This is a genomic window from Pseudonocardia sp. CA-107938 (genome assembly GCF_050936315.1).
GTDB lineage: Bacteria > Actinomycetota > Actinomycetes > Mycobacteriales > Pseudonocardiaceae > Pseudonocardia.
The window spans coordinates 310,688-326,528 of sequence record NZ_JBNJNA010000002.1 but is presented as its reverse complement, the minus strand read 5'-3'; the positions used below and the strand labels follow the sequence as shown (position 1 = coordinate 326,528).

The 15,841-nt window shown below is 73.0% G+C and carries 17 protein-coding genes; 6 read left to right on the top strand and 11 right to left on the bottom strand.

The window, feature by feature from the left end; all coding sequences use genetic code 11:
- Positions 1-102 precede the first annotated feature (102 nt).
- A complete protein-coding gene (locus ACQEVB_RS34475) occupies positions 103-1,377 on the top strand; it encodes a hypothetical protein (protein WP_432981773.1) in 1,275 nt (424 codons plus the stop codon).
- Between the two features lie 52 nt (positions 1,378-1,429).
- Here ACQEVB_RS34475 and ACQEVB_RS34470 read toward each other — a convergent pair whose 3' ends face one another.
- On the bottom strand, positions 1,430-1,981 hold the full coding sequence (locus tag ACQEVB_RS34470; protein ID WP_432981770.1) for a YdeI/OmpD-associated family protein: 552 nt from the start codon (positions 1,979-1,981) through the stop codon (positions 1,430-1,432).
- A complete protein-coding gene (locus ACQEVB_RS34465) occupies positions 1,981-2,418 on the bottom strand; it encodes a VOC family protein (RefSeq protein ID WP_432981767.1) in 438 nt (145 codons plus the stop codon). Before ACQEVB_RS34465 ends, ACQEVB_RS34470 begins: the two co-directional genes overlap by 1 nt.
- A gap of 42 nt (positions 2,419-2,460) precedes the next feature.
- On the opposite strand from ACQEVB_RS34465, the gene ACQEVB_RS34460 reads away from it, so the two are divergent.
- On the top strand, positions 2,461-3,423 hold the full coding sequence (locus ACQEVB_RS34460) for a helix-turn-helix transcriptional regulator (protein ID WP_432981764.1): 963 nt from the start codon (positions 2,461-2,463) through the stop codon (positions 3,421-3,423).
- Here ACQEVB_RS34460 and ACQEVB_RS34455 read toward each other — a convergent pair.
- The 3 genes from ACQEVB_RS34455 to ACQEVB_RS34445 all read right to left on the bottom strand — a co-directional run bounded on the left by ACQEVB_RS34455 (position 3,414) and on the right by ACQEVB_RS34445 (position 5,244).
- On the bottom strand, positions 3,414-3,686 hold the full coding sequence (locus ACQEVB_RS34455; RefSeq protein WP_432981761.1) for a hypothetical protein: 273 nt from the start codon (positions 3,684-3,686) through the stop codon (positions 3,414-3,416). The genes ACQEVB_RS34460 and ACQEVB_RS34455 overlap by 10 nt on opposite strands.
- A gap of 303 nt (positions 3,687-3,989) precedes the next feature.
- Complete coding sequence (locus ACQEVB_RS34450; RefSeq protein ID WP_432981758.1) at positions 3,990-4,157, bottom strand: HNH endonuclease signature motif containing protein; 168 nt, start codon at positions 4,155-4,157, stop codon at positions 3,990-3,992.
- A complete protein-coding gene (locus ACQEVB_RS34445; RefSeq protein ID WP_432981755.1) occupies positions 4,087-5,244 on the bottom strand; it encodes a DUF222 domain-containing protein in 1,158 nt (385 codons plus the stop codon). The genes ACQEVB_RS34450 and ACQEVB_RS34445 overlap by 71 nt, the downstream gene beginning before the upstream one ends.
- Positions 5,245-5,479: 235 nt before the next feature.
- Here ACQEVB_RS34445 and ACQEVB_RS34440 point away from each other — a divergent pair, with 235 nt between their 5' ends.
- The gene (locus tag ACQEVB_RS34440; protein WP_432981752.1) at positions 5,480-6,550 is read left to right on the top strand and encodes a winged helix DNA-binding domain-containing protein; all 1,071 of its coding nucleotides are present in this window, start codon (positions 5,480-5,482) and stop codon (positions 6,548-6,550) included.
- A gap of 7 nt (positions 6,551-6,557) precedes the next feature.
- Here the strand turns inward: ACQEVB_RS34440 and ACQEVB_RS34435 are convergent, their stop codons facing one another.
- Positions 6,558-7,142 (bottom strand): TetR/AcrR family transcriptional regulator, encoded by a 585-nt coding sequence (locus ACQEVB_RS34435; protein ID WP_432981749.1) that lies wholly within the window; start codon positions 7,140-7,142, stop codon positions 6,558-6,560.
- A 17-nt stretch (positions 7,143-7,159) separates the two neighbouring features.
- Here ACQEVB_RS34435 and ACQEVB_RS34430 point away from each other — a divergent pair, with 17 nt between their 5' ends.
- Complete coding sequence (locus ACQEVB_RS34430; protein WP_432981746.1) at positions 7,160-7,498, top strand: cytoplasmic protein; 339 nt, start codon at positions 7,160-7,162, stop codon at positions 7,496-7,498.
- 80 nt (positions 7,499-7,578) lie between these two features.
- Here ACQEVB_RS34430 and ACQEVB_RS34425 read toward each other — a convergent pair whose 3' ends face one another.
- The 3 genes from ACQEVB_RS34425 to ACQEVB_RS34415 all read right to left on the bottom strand — a co-directional run bounded on the left by ACQEVB_RS34425 (position 7,579) and on the right by ACQEVB_RS34415 (position 12,638).
- Positions 7,579-10,419: an FAD-binding and (Fe-S)-binding domain-containing protein gene (locus ACQEVB_RS34425; RefSeq protein WP_432981743.1), complete on the bottom strand. Its 2,841-nt coding sequence runs from the start codon at positions 10,417-10,419 to the stop codon at positions 7,579-7,581.
- 19 nt (positions 10,420-10,438) lie between these two features.
- Entirely contained in the window at positions 10,439-11,722 is a 1,284-nt protein-coding gene (locus ACQEVB_RS34420) for a hydroxyacid-oxoacid transhydrogenase (RefSeq protein ID WP_432985438.1), read from the bottom strand.
- 112 nt (positions 11,723-11,834) lie between these two features.
- Positions 11,835-12,638, bottom strand: coding sequence for a hypothetical protein (locus ACQEVB_RS34415; protein ID WP_432981740.1), 804 nt, complete (start codon positions 12,636-12,638; stop codon positions 11,835-11,837).
- Between the two features lie 250 nt (positions 12,639-12,888).
- Here ACQEVB_RS34415 and ACQEVB_RS34410 point away from each other — a divergent pair, with 250 nt between their 5' ends.
- The gene (locus ACQEVB_RS34410; RefSeq protein ID WP_432981737.1) at positions 12,889-14,070 is read left to right on the top strand and encodes an FAD-dependent monooxygenase; all 1,182 of its coding nucleotides are present in this window, start codon (positions 12,889-12,891) and stop codon (positions 14,068-14,070) included.
- A gap of 136 nt (positions 14,071-14,206) precedes the next feature.
- A complete protein-coding gene (locus tag ACQEVB_RS34405; protein WP_432981734.1) occupies positions 14,207-14,695 on the top strand; it encodes a hypothetical protein in 489 nt (162 codons plus the stop codon).
- Positions 14,696-14,761: 66 nt separating this feature from the next.
- Here ACQEVB_RS34405 and ACQEVB_RS34400 read toward each other — a convergent pair whose 3' ends face one another.
- Together ACQEVB_RS34400 and ACQEVB_RS34395 are read right to left on the bottom strand one after the other, a co-directional pair.
- Entirely contained in the window at positions 14,762-15,403 is a 642-nt protein-coding gene (locus ACQEVB_RS34400) for a cation transporter (protein WP_432981731.1), read from the bottom strand.
- Positions 15,403-15,732: an ArsR/SmtB family transcription factor gene (locus ACQEVB_RS34395; protein WP_432981728.1), complete on the bottom strand. Its 330-nt coding sequence runs from the start codon at positions 15,730-15,732 to the stop codon at positions 15,403-15,405. Before ACQEVB_RS34395 ends, ACQEVB_RS34400 begins: the two co-directional genes overlap by 1 nt.
- Positions 15,733-15,841 lie beyond the last annotated feature (109 nt).

Sequence of the window (15,841 nt, the reverse complement as noted above, 5' to 3'; positions counted from 1 at the left end):
GGAAACGCACAGCAGATCCACACCGGCGGCGATCGCGCATCGCCGCAGGCGCGCGCATCCTGGAAATGGGCGTGGGGGCCTGACCTGATCGGTGGGACGCAGATGGACACCCAGACCGTTCCGGCGCTCGTCGCCGGCGCCGACACGCCCACGGGCCTCGCACTCGCCGCAGCACTGCAGGACGAGGGTGTCACCGTCGTGGCGATGGCGAGCGACCCGACCGCTCCCACGTGCTCCTCCGCCGCGTGGACGGCCGTGCTGCCCGTCGACGGGACGGACGCCGGCGCGTGGCTGGCCGCGCTGCGCACGGCCCACGCCCGCTACGGCCGCTGCGTACTGCTGCTCGCCGACGACGCGGTGGTGCGGATCGTCGGCGAGCACCGCGCGGAGGTCGACGCGCTGGCCGAGATCGTGCTCCCCGACTGGAGCCGCGTCGAACCGTTGCTGGACAAGACCGCGTTCCACGCCTGGGCGACCGAGCACGGGTTCCCGGTGCCGGCCACCGCCGTCGTCACCTCGCCGGCCGAGCTGGACGCGGCGCTGGCCACGATGACGTTCCCCGTGGTGGTGAAGCCGTTCGAGCGCACCGCAGGCTGGCAGGCCGTCAGCAGGCGGGACAAGGTGCGCCGCCTCGACTCCGCCGCCGACCTCGACACCTGGGGCTTCCGCCCGTTCGACGTCGCCGACAAGTTCGTCGTGCAGGAGTGGATCCCCGGCCTCGACTCCGACGTCTGGTTCTGCCTCACCTACCGCGACCGCACCGGCCGCGAGGTGATCTCCCAGGTCGGCCGCAAGATCACCCAGTGGCCGGTGGACACCGGCTCGTCCGCGCTCGCCGTCACCGCGGAGCACCCGCAGCTGCACGCACTCACGCACCGGCTGCTCGACGCCGCGGGGCACGTCGGGTTCGGGTCGCTCGAGGTGCGGCGCAGCACCCGCGACGGGCAGCTCTACATCACCGAACCGACCATCGGCCGGCCCAACCTGCAGTCCGCGCTGGCCACCGCGGCGGGCGCGAACCTCGCCGTCGCCGCCTACCGCGACGCGCTGCGCCGCCCGCAGCCCGCGCCCGTCCCCCCGCGGCCCGCGGTGTGGGTGCACGAGTCCGCGTTCCCGCGCTCGCTCGTGGTGGCGGCGCTGCGCCGCCGGCTGGACGTCGTCGAGGTGGTGGCCGCGCTGGCCCGCCGGACGAAGCGGACCGGCGCGTTCGGGGCCGCGGGTGACCGCGCGCCCGTCCGTGCGGAGTGGCGGCGGCTGGTGGGCCGCCTGGCCGGACGGCGCCCGCCGGTTGTTGCAGCCCCCGCCCCCGAGGTGCACATCCCCGCGCAGCGCACCCCGGTGCACGACCGCGCCGGCGCGCGGCCCGGCTTGGGTTGATCATGGGCAAAACGTCGCTCGTCGATCTTGTTCTGCAACGTTTTGCCCATGATCAACGAACCGGCCGTGCGAGCTGCGCCACGGCCCCGGCGACCCGCGCCTGTCGTGCGGCCGGGGTGCGGGCCTTCAACACCGGGAGGAGCACCCGGTACTGCTCCGTCCGGCCGAGTGCCGCGAAGGCCGAGGCGGCCCGCGGGTCGGCGGCCAGCGCCGTCAGAAGCTCCGACGGCACCTCCGCGGTCGCCTGCGACGCGTAGGCGCCCGCCCACCGCCCGTCGGCGCGGGCAGCCTCGATCTCCGCGAGCCCGCCGGCGCGCATCCGCCCGGCGGCGATCAGCGCCTCCGCCTTGGCGACGTTGACGGCCGACCACGCGCTCCCCCGCCGCCGCGGCGAGTACCGCTGCCGGAACGACACGTCGTCCAGGCCCTTGCGGTGCCCGTCGATCCAGCCGTGGCAGAGGGCGACCTCCAGCGCGTCGCCGATCGGCAGGAACGGCGCGCCCCGACCGGCGCGCCCGATCCGCAGCCACGCCTCGCCCGCGTCGGGATGCGTCCCGAGCCAGGCGTCCCACGCGGCGGCGTCGGCGAACTCCAGCAGCTCCATCAGCCGACCACGACGCCGGCCGCAGCGATCTTCTCGGCGATCTCGGCGTAGTGCGGGTTGTTCATGATCCCCAGCACGTTGCCGAACGGGTCGACGACCGAGGCGGTGACGAACGCCTCGGAGTGCGGCGTGATCGGCTCGTACACCGTGGCGCCGAGCTCGACGAGCCGCGCGAGCGTGCCCTCCAGGTCGTCGACGTGCCAGTGCATGACGGCGCCACCGGGACCGGCGGCGGCGCCGGCGGGCGCGAACCGGCGGTCGATGAAGCCGAGCTCGTCCTCCATGTCGCCGATGCGGAACTCCAGGTAGGCGGGCCGCCCGTCGGGCCCGTCGACGCGGTAGTACGGGGCGACGCCGAGGAACCGCTCGTACCACGCAGCGGCCGCGGCGACGTCGTCGACGAAGTAGTTCAGGGTGGCGAATCCGTTGAGGCTCATGCAGACAACACTAGAACCCCTTGTGGAAGATACCCTTCCTCAATGCGGGAGACCTCCGTTCGGCTGCTGCGCCTGCTGGCGCTGTTGCAGGCCCGGCGCGAGTGGTCGGGTGCGGAGCTCGCGCGCCGGCTGGAGGTCAGCACCCGCACGGTGCGCACCGACATGGAGCGCCTGCGCGAGCTGGGCTACGAGGTCACCTCCCGGACGGGCACGGCGGGCGGCTACCGGCTGGCCGCCGGCACGGCCGTGCCGCCACTGCTGCTCGACGACGAGGAGGCGATCGCCGTCGGGTTGACGCTGCGGGCCGGCGCGAGCGGTTCGATCACCGGCATCGAGGAGACGGCCCTGCGCGCGCTGGCGAAGCTGGAGCGGACGTTGCCGAAGCGGCTGCGTCCGCGGCTGGACGCGCTGCGGACGGCCACCGTGACCCACACCGGCGGCGGTCCGACCGTCGATGCCGAGACGCTCACGGTGCTCGCCGGGGCGTGCCGCGACCACGAGCGGTTGCGATTCGCCTACACCGACCACGACGGCGCGTCGAGCCCACGCAGCGTGGAGCCGCACCGGCTCGTCTACACGGGTCGACGCTGGTACCTGCTCGCCTGGGACCGGGACCGCGACGACTGGCGGACGTTCCGTGCCGACCGCATCACCCCGCACCTGCCGACGGGTCCACGGTTCGTCCCGCGGGATCCGCCGGAGGACGCGGCCCGCCGGGTGGTCCGCGGGGCCGCGTCGACCGCGTACCGGTACCCGGCTCGGCTGCGGTTCCTGGTGCCGATGCAGGTCGCGGCCGCGCACGACCGGATCACCTCGGGCTCAGCCCTGCTCACCCCGATCGACGACACGAGCTGCCTCGTCGAGACGGGCAGCGACTCCTTGCCCGACCTCGCCCGCTTCCTCGTCGGCCTCGGCCTGCCGTTCGTCGTGCTCGACCCTCCGGAGCTGCGGGCGGAGCTGCGCACGCTCGCGGCCCGCGCGCTCGCCGCCGCCGATCAGCCCTGAGGTCGCGGGAACGCGAGCCCGTCCGGCGGCGGCACGGCCCCCGGCCCACCCGCCCGCACCCAGTCGACGACCGCGTCCGTGGTGGCCTCGTCGAGCACACCACGCAGCCACACCGCCCGCGCCCCACGCAGTCGAGCAGCAGGTGTCGGCGCCACCACGACCACGTTGGACTCCTCGCACGGCCCGAGGCAGCCACTGGTCCGCACCCGAGCACCGCCCCCCAACCCGACCGTGAGCCGCTCCAGCAACGCCGCATGATCCACGCCGGGGTGCTTGTCGGTGCCGCAACAACAACCACGGCAAGCAGTGACCACCAGTCGCACCCCGAGAGCGTAGATCGCGCAGTGACCTCGGGGCTCCGCCCCGAACCCCGGCCCTCCTCTGGTGGAGCGGGAACGAGCGGGTCGGCTCCACCGCCGACCGGTCGCCCTGACGGGATGCCACAGCCCCGGCCCGCCCGCAAACGGTGAAACGTGTTTGCGGCCGGACCGGCGCTGCGGCGTTGCGGCGCACGCCCGATCGACGGTGGAGCCTCACACCGTGCCGCGGGCACAGTGGTGCCGCGCTCATGCCTGGGTCCAGAGGTCGGTCATCCAGGGTGGCGGGATGAACTTCGGTTTCCCGGACGACATGTCGATGCGCCACTCGGTGGAATGGATTTGATCATGGTGTTGGCAACACAACATGACCAGGTTGTCCAAGGCGGTGGCGCCGCCGTGTTGCCACTCGACCACGTGGTGGACTTCGCACCACGATGGTGGCCGGTCGCAGCCGGGGTGGGCGCAGCCGTGGTCGCGGGCGGCGACCACGGCTGCCGTGGTCGCGGGCGGCGACCGCGCGGCGCAGGCGGGGGCTGATGGTGCGGCTGGCTCGGCCGATGTCGACCGGTTCGCTGCGCTCGTCCAGCAGTACCGGGATGAGCTGGGCGTCGCAGGCCAGCCGGCGCAGTTGGCCGGGGGTGAGCTGGCCGCCGGTGTCGAGCATGGCGGAGCGGGCCCGGTTCTCCAGGTCGGTCAGGTTGATGGTGACCACCAGCCGGGGCCGTTCCCCGGCCACCTCGCCGGTGTCGTCGAAGTCGAGGGCGAACCCGCAGATCTCGGCCAACGCGGCAGCGTTGCGCTCCGCCGCGGTGGTGCCCCGGTTCTCGGGAGTCGGCCGGGTACGGGCCTCGATCGCGGTACGGATCGCCGCGAACGCCAACGGATCCTCGAACTGCCCCCGCAGCCACCCGCTGCCATCAGCGTTGGCACCCATCTGCAGTTCGTTACGACCGGGCCGCTCATCCGGCTCCGGCCCATCCACGTCGGCCGCCGCCAACAGCTCCAGCCCCATCAGACAGACTTCCCGCGGGGTCAAGGTGCGCGCGGCCTCACCGAGGCTGGCCTCGATCGCGATCCGATCCGCGAGACTGATCCGGGCGGCCGGGCGGGAGTTCATCAGCGCGGCGATGGTGTCCACATGCCGCATCGTGGCCGCACCATCGGCGAACGCGGCCGCGGTCGCCGGCAGCACGGGCTCCAACGGCGCACCATCCAGCGTCGTGCGCGGCCCGACGTGTTCGGCGACGGTGACATGCCGGCGGGCGGTGTCGTGGTCCCAGCCGAGCAGATCCTTCAACCCGGCAACGGTGGTGCGGTAGCCCTTCTCGGCCAGTACATCGTCGCGTTCGACAGCCGCGATCGCGGCAACCTTGGCCCGGTCGACCTGGCGGGACACACCCTCGAGAACGAGGAGTGCGGCGAGGGGGTCGGGGTTGTCGGAGATGGCCGTGAACGCCTGCTCGATCAGGCTCGCGGCCTGTGCGAGCGGGTTCTCGGTCATGCCTCCATGATACCCGAACACAGGTTCGAAAGTGCGCCGGTTATCGCAGGTCAGACACCATTTAGCGCCAGCCTGAAGAGGCCCGAAACAGCTCCACCAGAGGGAGACGCCGGGGCCCGGGGCGGAGCCCCGGAAGCAGGAACCGCAACCGCGGACAACCCACCCGATACGGTCCCGCCATGGACGCACCCGGGACGCTTAGGGACTGCTCGCCTCGTCAATGGGAGTCAACGTCGTGACGGTCCTCGACGATCGCGCCCTGAACCGCGCGACCCTGGCCCGCCAGCTGCTCCTCGAACGGGCCGAACGCCCTGCGCTGGAGGTGATCGACCACCTCGTCGGGCTGCAGGCGCAGGAGCCTCTCGAACCGTACGTCGGGCTGTGGTCGCGGGTCGCCGGATTCGCGCCCGCCGAGCTCGTCGGGTTGATGGAGGAGCGCACGGTGGTGCGCACGCACCTGCAGCGGCGCACCATCCACCTGCTCACGGCCGCGGACACGCTGGCGCTGCGGTCGCTGTTCCAGCCGATGCTCGTCCAGCGCATGTACGGGACGTTGAAGCGGGTGCTGCCCGGCGTCGACCTCGACGAACTGACTGCGGCCGGGCGACCGCACTTCCACGCGGAGCCGCTGCGCTCGTCCGACGTCGCACGGCGGGTGGCGGAGCGTTGGCCCGAGATCAAGGTGCGCGACCTCGGCGACGCGCTCACCAGCCTCGTCGAGCTCGTGCAGGTTCCGCCGCGCGGCATCTGGGGGAACGGCGGCGCACCCGCCGCGAGCACGACGATCGAGGCGTGGCTGGGCCGCGCACCCGACCCCGAGCCGGCCGACGCCGGCGAGCTGGTACTGCGTTACCTGCGCGCGTACGGGCCCGCGACCAGCGCCGACGTGCGCTCGTGGTCGGGGTTGGCCGGATTGCCCGCCGTGATCAAGGAGGTCCGCCCGCAGCTGCGCACGTTCCGCGACGCGCGCGGACGCGAGCTGCTCGACGTCCCGGACGGGCCGCTGCCCGACCCGGACACCCCGGCTCCGCCACGGTTCCTGCCCGCGTTCGACAACGCCGTCCTCGGCTACGACGACCGAACCCGCATCATCGACGTCGAGCACCGCAACCTGTCCGTCGCGGGTGCCCGGCTCCTGCTCGTCGACGGGCGGGTCGCGGCCACCTGGACGAGCTCGGCCGACGGCGTCACGGTCCACCCACTGCGCCCCCTCACACCGGCCGAGCGCGACGAGGTGGAGCAGGAGGGCGTCGAGCTGACGGCGTTCCTGGCCGACGGGACACCCGGCAAGGTGCAGTTCGAGTAGGCCGCCGTCAGCGACGCGCGGCCGTCAGCAGGGCCTGGGCGGACGAGCGCATGAGCGCTGCCGCGTCGGCCCGGGAGAGCCCGGCGACGTCGACGAGCCAGACCATCGCCTCGATCCCACAGGTGGCGCGGATCGCGATGGCCAGCCGGTCGACGTCGACGGCGGTGCCGTCGAGCGGCGCCAGCGCGTCGCGGATCCAGGTGATCGCGCGACCGCCGCGCATCACCGGCTGGGCGGCGCCCGGTTCGAGCGACAGCCGAAGCGCCGTGCGCAGCTGCGGCTCCCAGGCGCGCAGGATCCGCGTCTGCTCGGCGATCACGAGGTCGAGCCGAGCAGCCACGTCGGCGGGGGCGTCCGGGCCGAGCAGGGAGTCGCGGTCGATCTCCGGGAAGGTGGCAGCCAGGAGGTCCCGCTGGTTGGTGAAGTAGCGGTACGCGGTGGTGCGCGAGATCTGCGCGAGCTGGGCCGCGGACTCGACGGTCGGGGTGTCGCCGTCGGCGAGCAACTGCCGGGCCGCGGCAACCAGGGCCTGACGGGTGCGGGCCTTCTGCTGCGTCCGTCCGGTCGACTCATATGGTACTGAGGTGCCCATGATGGGACTATCATGCCATGACTGACCCCCTCGTGACCGACCCCGGCCTCTACCGCCTCCTCTTCGAGAACGACCGCGTCCGGGTGCTCGAGTACCAGGACCACCCCGGCGACGCCACCCACCTGCACGCCCACCCGGACAGCGTGATGATCACGCTCGGGTCGTTCCGCCGGGTGATCACCGCAGGTGGGCGCGACGTGGACGTGGCGCTGGAGGCGCACCAGGTCCGCTGGCTGGACGCCCAGCAGCACCAGGGCCGCAACGTCGGCGACACCGACACCCACTCGATCTTCGTGGAGCTGAAGGAGAGCACCGGCGCGGCAGCGGTGCCGAGGATCGGCCCATCGGCGTCGTGAACCGCCGACCTCACACATGGTTGGGCCCGTTCACACATGTCAGAACGTGTGTGAACGGGCCCGACGGTGTGTGACGTCGGTCAGATCGGCAGGCCGAGCGCCTGGGCCGCGAGCTGGGCCAGGTGCACCGGCTCCCGCGTGCCGGCCTGGCGCAGCTGGGTGCGGCAGGAGAAGCCGTCGGCCAGCACCTCGACGTCGGGGCCTGCGGCACGGACGGCCGGGAGCAGCACCCGCTCGGCCGCGGCCATGGACACCTCGTAGTGGCCCTTCTCGAAGCCGAAGTTGCCGGCGAGGCCGCAGCAGCCCGAGTCGAGCACCTGCGCGTCGATGCCGAGCGCGGCCATGACCGCGCGGTCGGCCTCCGAGCCGAGGTCGGCGTGCTGGTGGCAGTGCAGCTGCACCAGCGCCTTCCGCGAACCGGATGCCCGTTGCCGCAGCTCGTCGGCGTGCGCGGCGAGCACCTCGGCGAACGTGCGCACCCCGCCGGCAACGGCCTTGGCGGCCGGCTCGTCGGGCAGCAGCTCGGTGGCGTCGGCGCGCAGCGCCGCCGTGCACGACGGCTCCAGCCCGACGACCGGCACCCCCGCATCGAGCCACGGGCCGATGGTGGCCAGCGAACGGCGCAGCACCTTCTGCGCCGTGCCGACCTGCCCGGTCGACACCCACGTCAGCCCGCAGCACACCTGCGCCGGTGGCAGCTCGACGGTGTACCCGAGCGACTCCAGCACGGCCACCGCGGCGGCGGCGATCTCGGGATCGAAGTGGTCGGTGAACGTGTCGGCCCACAGCAGCAACCGCCCGCGGCTGCCCGGTCGCGCGACGTGTCGGGTCTTCGTGAAGCGCTCCCGCGCGATCGGCGGGATGGACCGCTCCGGCGCGATGCCGCCGGCCTTCTTCGCGATCGCGGCCAGAGCCGGCACCCGCGCGAGCCGGTTGATGCCGTCGACGGCGCGGGCCGGCAGCTTGCCGACCAGGTGCATCCACCGCGGCAGCGCGCCCATCGCGTAGTGGCTGGCCGGACGGATCTTCCCCTGGTACCGCCGCGCCAGGAACTCCGTCTTGTACGCCGCCATGTCGACCCCGACGGGGCAGTCGGTCTTGCAGCCCTTGCACGACAGGCACAGATCGAGCGCCTCGGCCACGTCGTCGTCGCCGAAGCCGCCGGTGATCACCTCACCGGTGGCCATCTCGTAGAGCAGGTGCGCGCGGCCGCGGGTGGAGTGCCGCTCCTCCCCCGTCGCCCGGTAGCTCGGGCACATCACGCCGCCGTGCGCGGTGACGCACTTGCCGACGCCGAGGCAGCGGCGCAGCGCGCGCCCGAAGTCGCCGCGGTCGTGCTCGAACGCGAGGTGCTGCTCCCCCGTCAGCTTCGGCATCCCGACGAAGACGCGCAGGTCCTCGTCCATCCGCACCGAGCGCACGATGCAGCCGGGGTTCATCCGGTCGTCCGGGTCGAAGATGCCCTTGAACTCCTCGAACGCCGCGATGACGTCCGGCGGGAACATCCGCGGCAGCAGCTCCGAGCGGGCCCGCCCGTCGCCGTGCTCGCCCGACAGCGACCCCCCGTGCGCGACGACGGTGTCGGCGGCGTCCTCCATGAACGCGCGGAAGTTCGCGATGCCCTGCTGCGACTGCAGGTCGAAGTCGATGCGGACGTGCAGGCAGCCGTCGCCGAAGTGGCCGTAGTAGATGCCGCGGCGGCCGTGCCGCTCCAGCACCTTGTCGAACTCCCGCAGGTACGCGCCGAAGCGCTCCGGTGGCACGGCCGCGTCCTCCCAGCCGGGCCACGCCTCGCCGCCGTCGACGTTGCGGGTGACGATGCCGGCGCCGTCCTCGCGGATGCGCCACAGCGCCTTCATGCGCGCCGGATCGGCCTCCACGACCGCCTCGGTGAGCCCGTACGGCCGCATCGCCGCGACGACGGCCTGCGCGGCCGCGACCGCCTCCTCCCGGGTGACACCGCCGGTCTCGACGTACAGCCAGCCGCCGCCGGGCGGCAGCGCCTTCGACGCCGTCTCGACGGGGTTGTGCGCGCGCAGGGCCGCGATCAGCCCCGAGTCCATGCCCTCGATGGTCAGCGGGGAGAGCTCGCGCACGACCATGACGTTGTCGGCGGCCACGTACGCGTCGGGGAAGCCGAGCACGGCCAGCGCGCGGACGGGCGGCGACTCCACCAGGCGCATCGTCGCCGCGGTGATCACGCCGAGGGTGCCCTCGGCGCCGACGAGCGCCTTGGCGAGGTCGTGCGGCAGTTGATCGAGGTTGTAGCCGGAGACGCGCCGGGTGAGGTCGGGGAACGTCTCGCGCACCCGGTCGCCGACGCGTTCGTGCAGCCCGGCCAACCGGGTCGGGATGACGCCCGTCGGGTCGGCGGTGTCGAACCGCTCCCCACGGTAGGTGAGCAGTTCCAGCCGCTCGGTGTTGTCGACGGTCTTGCCCCACGCCACCGAGTGCGAGCCGCACGCGTTGTTGCCGATCATCCCGCCGATCGTGCATCGGTTGTGCGTGGACGGGTCGGGACCGAACGTGAGCCCGTGCGGCGCGGCCGCGTCGCGCAGCTGGTCGCAGATCACGCCGGGCTGGACGCGCGCCGTGCGCGCCTCGGGATCGAGCTCCAGCACCTTGTTCATGTGCCGCGTGAAGTCGAGGATCACCGCGGCGCCGACGGCCTGGCCCCCGATCGACGTGCCTGCCCCGCGCGGGAGCACCGGCACGTCGTGCGCCCGGCACACCTGCAGGGTCGCCTCGACGTCGGCCTCGTCGCGCGGGCGGACGAGCCCGATCGGCACCTTCCGGTAGTTCGACGCGTCGGCCGCCCACATCGCCCGATACGCGGCGTCGAACCGCACCTCACCGCCGACGACCTTCGCGAGATCGGTGGCGAGCGCTCTGGTGGGGCCGGTCAGTTCGGTCGTGCTCACGCCCAACAGTGTGAACGAGTCACCAGTTCTCGACCGATCTGGTCAGGATTGCGGTGATGTCGTCCTCCGTCGGCGTCTTCGGGCAGGTCGCGAGGAGCCGCTGCTGCTTCATGGTGCCGGGCACGAGATCGGGCACGTCGGCCTCGGTGTAGCCGACTCCGCCGATGCCGTTCGGGATGCCGATGTCCCGCATCAGCCGGGTGAGCACCGACGGGAGCTGCTCGCGCGGGTCGCTGTGCTCGTCCGCGCCCGGATCGAGCAGCGCGGCGGCCCGCAGGTGGCGTTCCGGCGCGCTGTCGAAGGAGAACCGGAACGCCTCGGGCGCGGTCAGCGACACCGCCTGCCCGTGCGGCACCATCGGCTCGTCCTGCGGGTAGCCGGCGGGCCGGTAGTCCTTCACCATGCCGGCGATCGGGTAGCCGTTGGCGTGCGGGATGTGCACGCCGGAGTTGCCGAAGCCCATGCCCGCGAACGTGGCCGCCAGCATCATGTTCGCGCGCGCCTCGACGTCGGTCGTGCCGCGCTGCACGGCGGCGCGGAACGACTGGGCGAGCAGCGTCATCGACTTCTCGCACCACAGGTCCGACACCGGGTTCGAGCCGCAGTAGGTGACGCGTTCCTCGGGCTTCTTGCGGTCGAACGTGGTGTACCAGCGGGCCGTGTAGCTCTCCAGCGCGTGGCAGGTGATGTCCATGCCCGCCGCGGCCGTGACCTCGGGCGGCAGGGTCATCGTCAGCAACGGGTCGACGACGGCCAGCGTGGGGCGCAGCCGCCAGTGGCTGATGCCGGTCTTGACCTTCATCGACAGCACGTCCAGCACGCACATCGCGGTGGACTCCGAGCCCGTACCGGCCGTCGTCGGGACGGCGATGAGCGGCTTCAGCGGCCCGGGCGGCACCTTCGCGTTGCCGATCGGCTTGTTGATGTAGTCCATCAGCTCGCCGGGATGGCTGGTCAGCAGGTTGATCGCCTTGGCCGTGTCGATGGCGGACCCGCCCCCGACGGCCACGAACCCGTCCCACGGGCCCTGGGCGCGGGCGTACTCGACGGCCTTCGCCATCGAGTCGTCGGTCGGCTCGACGTGCACCCCGTCGAAGATCTCGGAGGCGATCTCGTAGCGCCGCAAGGTGTCGGCCAGCCGCTGCGGTGCGCCCAGCGCGTGCACCCCGGGATCGGTGACGATGAGGACGCGCCCGACCCCGTACGCCGTCAGCTCGAAGCCGATCTCGTCGATCGCGCCAGCACCGAACTTCAGGGGCGGCGCGCCCCACGTGAAGATCGTCTCCTCGGTGAGCTCCGGCACCGTCACGTCCGCCTCCTGTCCGCGCAGGCAGCGTCGCACCCGGCGGGAGCCCGTGCAACGCGGACGCGAGAACGGCGGACGGCAGGTCGCCGTCCGCCGTTCCCGGGGTCTATCAGAAGAGCCCGGTTCCGCCGAGGAGCGTGTTCACGCTGAACGAGTCGTTGGACGAGCCCGAACCCGAGCCGCCACCCTCCTCGCCCTTCTTGGAGTACGGGCTGCCCTCGTTCTCCTCGTCGTCCTCGTCGTCCTCGGTGGCCCCGAGCAGCGCGATGTTGCCGCCGCTGGCCGTGAGGGCGAAGTCGTCGAGGTCGTCGAGGTCGTCGAGGCGGTTGCCGCCGACGAGACCGACGACGTCGGTGACACGGTCGAGGCCGAGACCGTCGACCGCCGTGTCGATCGTGTCGGAGACCTCGAGGGCCGCGAGCGGCGCCTGCAGCGCCGCGAGGCCGCTGATGCCGTTGCCGCCACCGAGCGATCCCAGGCCGGGCAGGCTCGGGACGCCGGGGAGGCTCGGGACGCCGGGCAGGCTCGGGGTGCCGAGGCTCGGCACGCCGGGCAGGCTCGGGACACCCGGCAGCGCGAGGCCCAGGCCCGCGCCGCCACCGGTGACCTGGGAGACCAGGTCGGTCACGGTCGCGACGCCCGGCAGGGACGGCAGGCCCGGGAGCTCCGGGGTGGCGCCGGTGAAGTTGCCGAGGTCGACACCCGGGAGGGCGGCGGCCGACGGCGTGAAGTCGTACGAAGCGGCGGCGTCACCTTCATCGGAGTCGGCGGCGCCGTCGACCGTGGCAGCGCCGGCCGGGCCGGCCGCCGCGAGGAGAGCGATCGGGGCACCGAGCACGCCCACGGCCGCGCGGCGCGCGATGCGCCCGGTCCGGCCCTCGGCGGTGTGCCTGGGACGAGAGTTCTTCGACATGCATGTCCTCTGTTCTCGGGGGAACACAGTCGTTGTCGCAACGAACCTTCGGCCGTCACGGGGAGCCACAACGCGCATTCATCCCAGGGGAAGACCCTCCGAATGCGCCACCCGTTCGGGCGTAGATCGAGACGAACGGCGATGATCTATCGCCGAACGCCCAAATCGTCGTACCCCCGAATGGGCGTACCGCCGGTACGGCCGGAAATCGCGTGCCAGCGGCACGATCGTTGCCGTATCACTGACCTCCGTGCCGCGACGTCCGTCCACCGTCCTGATCGTCGGCGCCGGGATCGCCGGCCCCGCGCTCGCGCTCTGGTTGCAGCGCTACGGGTTCCGCCCCACGGTCGTCGAACGCGCGCCGCAACTGCGCCGCGGCGGGCACGCGGTCGACCTGCGCGGGGTCTCGCGCGCGGTCGCCGCCCGCATGGGGGTGCTCGAGGCCGTGCGGGCGGCGCGGCTGGTCACCGTCGACGTCACGCTCGTCGACGGCGACGGTGCCCCGATCGAGACGATGCGGGCGGACGACTTCGGCGGCGACGGCCAGCTCTCCGACCTCGAGATCCTGCGCAGCGACCTCGCCGGCATCCTCCACGACGCGACGGCCGGCGTCGGCTACCGCTTCGGCGAACAGGTCGTCGCGATCGAGCCCGGCGCGGACGGCGTCGACGTCACGTTCGGCTCCGGTGCGCGCGAACGCCACGACCTCGTCGTCGGCGCGGACGGGCAGCACTCGCAGGTGCGGCGGCTCGTGTTCGGCGAGTCGCCGGACGCCGTGCGGCCGATGGGCGTGCACGCCGCGTGGTGGCGCACCGCCAACCACCTGGGCCTGCAGGATCGGGCGCTCGAGCACGCCGACGGCGACCGGATGGTGGGCATCCGACCGGTCGACGGCAACCGCTCGGCCGCCGCTTTCCTCGGGTTCCCGTCCGACGGGTTGCCGCCCGGCCCGTACGAGCCGGAGGAGGCGCTGCGGATCGTGCGCGAGCGCTCGGCCGGGATGGGCTGGGAGGTGCCGCGGCTGGTGGCGGCCATCGACGACACGTCCGACCTGTTCCTCGAGGAGTTCTCCCAGGTCGTGCTCGACACCTGGGCGCGCGGGCGGGTCGTGCTGCTCGGCGACGCCGCGTTCTGCCCGTCACCGCTGTCCGGGCAGGGCACCGCGCTCGCCCTCGTCGGGGCGTACGTGCTGGCCGGAGCACTCGCGACCGAGCCAGACCCGGCCGCCGCCTTCGCCACCTACGAACGGACGCTGCGACCGTGGGTCGAACGCACCCAGGCGCTGGCCTGCGACGGCGCCGACGGCCCGTCCATCGCGGCGCTGGCCAACGACTTCACCCTGCCGGAACCGGTGGCAGCCCCCGCGATGACCCGCGCGATCGGCGAAACGGCCACGGGCCGGGTGGGCGATCGGGGATGCTCCCGCTCATGAGCGCTTCGGGGCTGCCGCCCGTTTTCCGGGGTCGGCGGCTGTCGCGGCCGGGCTCGTCACGCCCGGGCGGCTGCGCGGGCCCCGCTTCCAGCGGATCTACCCGGACGTCTACGCGCCGGCAGACGCCGAACTCGTCGTGCATCGGGACGTGCTGGCGTTCGACGAGATCACGTCCCGGGCCGGCGTCCGCGTCACCACCGGCGTGCGCACGGCGTTCGACCTCGCCCGCCGGCTCGACCTGGCCGATGCCGTGGTGGCGGTGGACCGGCTCGCCAACCGGTGCCGGTTCGACCCGAACCTGTTGTTGCACATGCTCGTCCGGTGCCCGGGCATGTGCGGGAACGCAGACGTGCCGGAGATGCTCGCGTACACCGACCGGCGTTCGGGCTCGGTGCCGGAGTCCCGGCTGCGGCTGCTGCTCGTCCGATCCGGGCTGCCGCGCCCGGAGGTGCAGTGGCCCGTCCAGGACCCGGTCACGCGGACGGCGAACTGGCTCCACCTCGCCTACCCCGACGCGCTGCTCGGCATCGAGTACGAGGGCGCCCACCACACCGAGGCCGACCAGGTGCTGGCCGACGCCGGCCGCTACACCCGCCTCGTGGCGCTGGCCAGCCGCGCCGCGTGACGCGCGCGAACGGCACACCACGGTAGTTCTGCGCGTCCGGAACAGCACTGACGTGCCGTTCGCGCGTCAGCAGCAGTGCTGCCCGCGCCAGGCGTCCCGGCCCTCCTTCACCGCCACCGCGGCGATGACCAGCGCGGCGACCGGGTCGGCCCACGTCCAGCCCAGGAGCGCGTTCACGACGAGGCCGGCCAGCAGCACCGCGGACAGGTAGGTGCACAGGAGCGTCTGATGGGAGTCGGCGACCGCGCTGCGCGATCCCAGCTCGCGGCCGGCCCGGCGTTGCGCGTGGGAGAGCACCGGCATCACGACCAGCGACACGGCGGCCAGCACGATCCCGACGGTCGACGGTGCCGCCTCGGCGACGCCGGCCAGCGCCCGCACCGACTCCACCGTCACGTACGCGGCGAGGGCGAAGAAGGACAGCGCGATCACCCGCAGCGCGGTGCGCTCGCGGGCCTCGGGATGAGGGCCGGAGAACTGCCAGGCCACGGCCGCGGCGGACGCCACCTCGATCACCGAGTCGAGCCCGAACCCGATCAGCGCCGCCGACGACGCGACGGTGCCGGCGGAGATCGCGACGACGGCCTCGACGACGTTGTAGCTGATGGTGGCGCCCACGAGCAGCCGGACCCGGCGGTTCAGCACGGTCCGTCGCTCGGCAGCGAGCACCGGCCCGCCGCAGCACGCACACCCGTCCTCGCACGCCATCAGCAGCACTCCTCGGCCGGCGCATCCGGGCAGGCGTCCGGGTCCGTGACGAGGACCAGCCCGAGCAGGTCGCCCAGCGCGTGCCCCAGGCGCGGATCGGCCAGCTCGTAGCGGGTGCGCCGACCCTCGGGCGCGGCGACCACGAGTCCGCAGCCGCGCAGGCAGGCGAGGTGGTTGGACACGTTCTGGCGGGTGGCCCCGAGCAGCTCGGCCAGTTCGGCCGGGTAGCCGGGGCCGTCCCGCAGTGCCATCAGGAGGCGGGCCCGGGTGGGGTCGGACAGGGCGTGCCCGAACCGGGCCAGCACTTCGCCGTAGGCCAACGTCTCCACGCGAGAACAGTACAGCGCTCGCTGTACCGTCGCAGCCGAGGTACGCGTCGAGAACGACGTTGTGGCGAACTGAATCGATTCAAAATCACCACAACGTCGTTCTCGACGC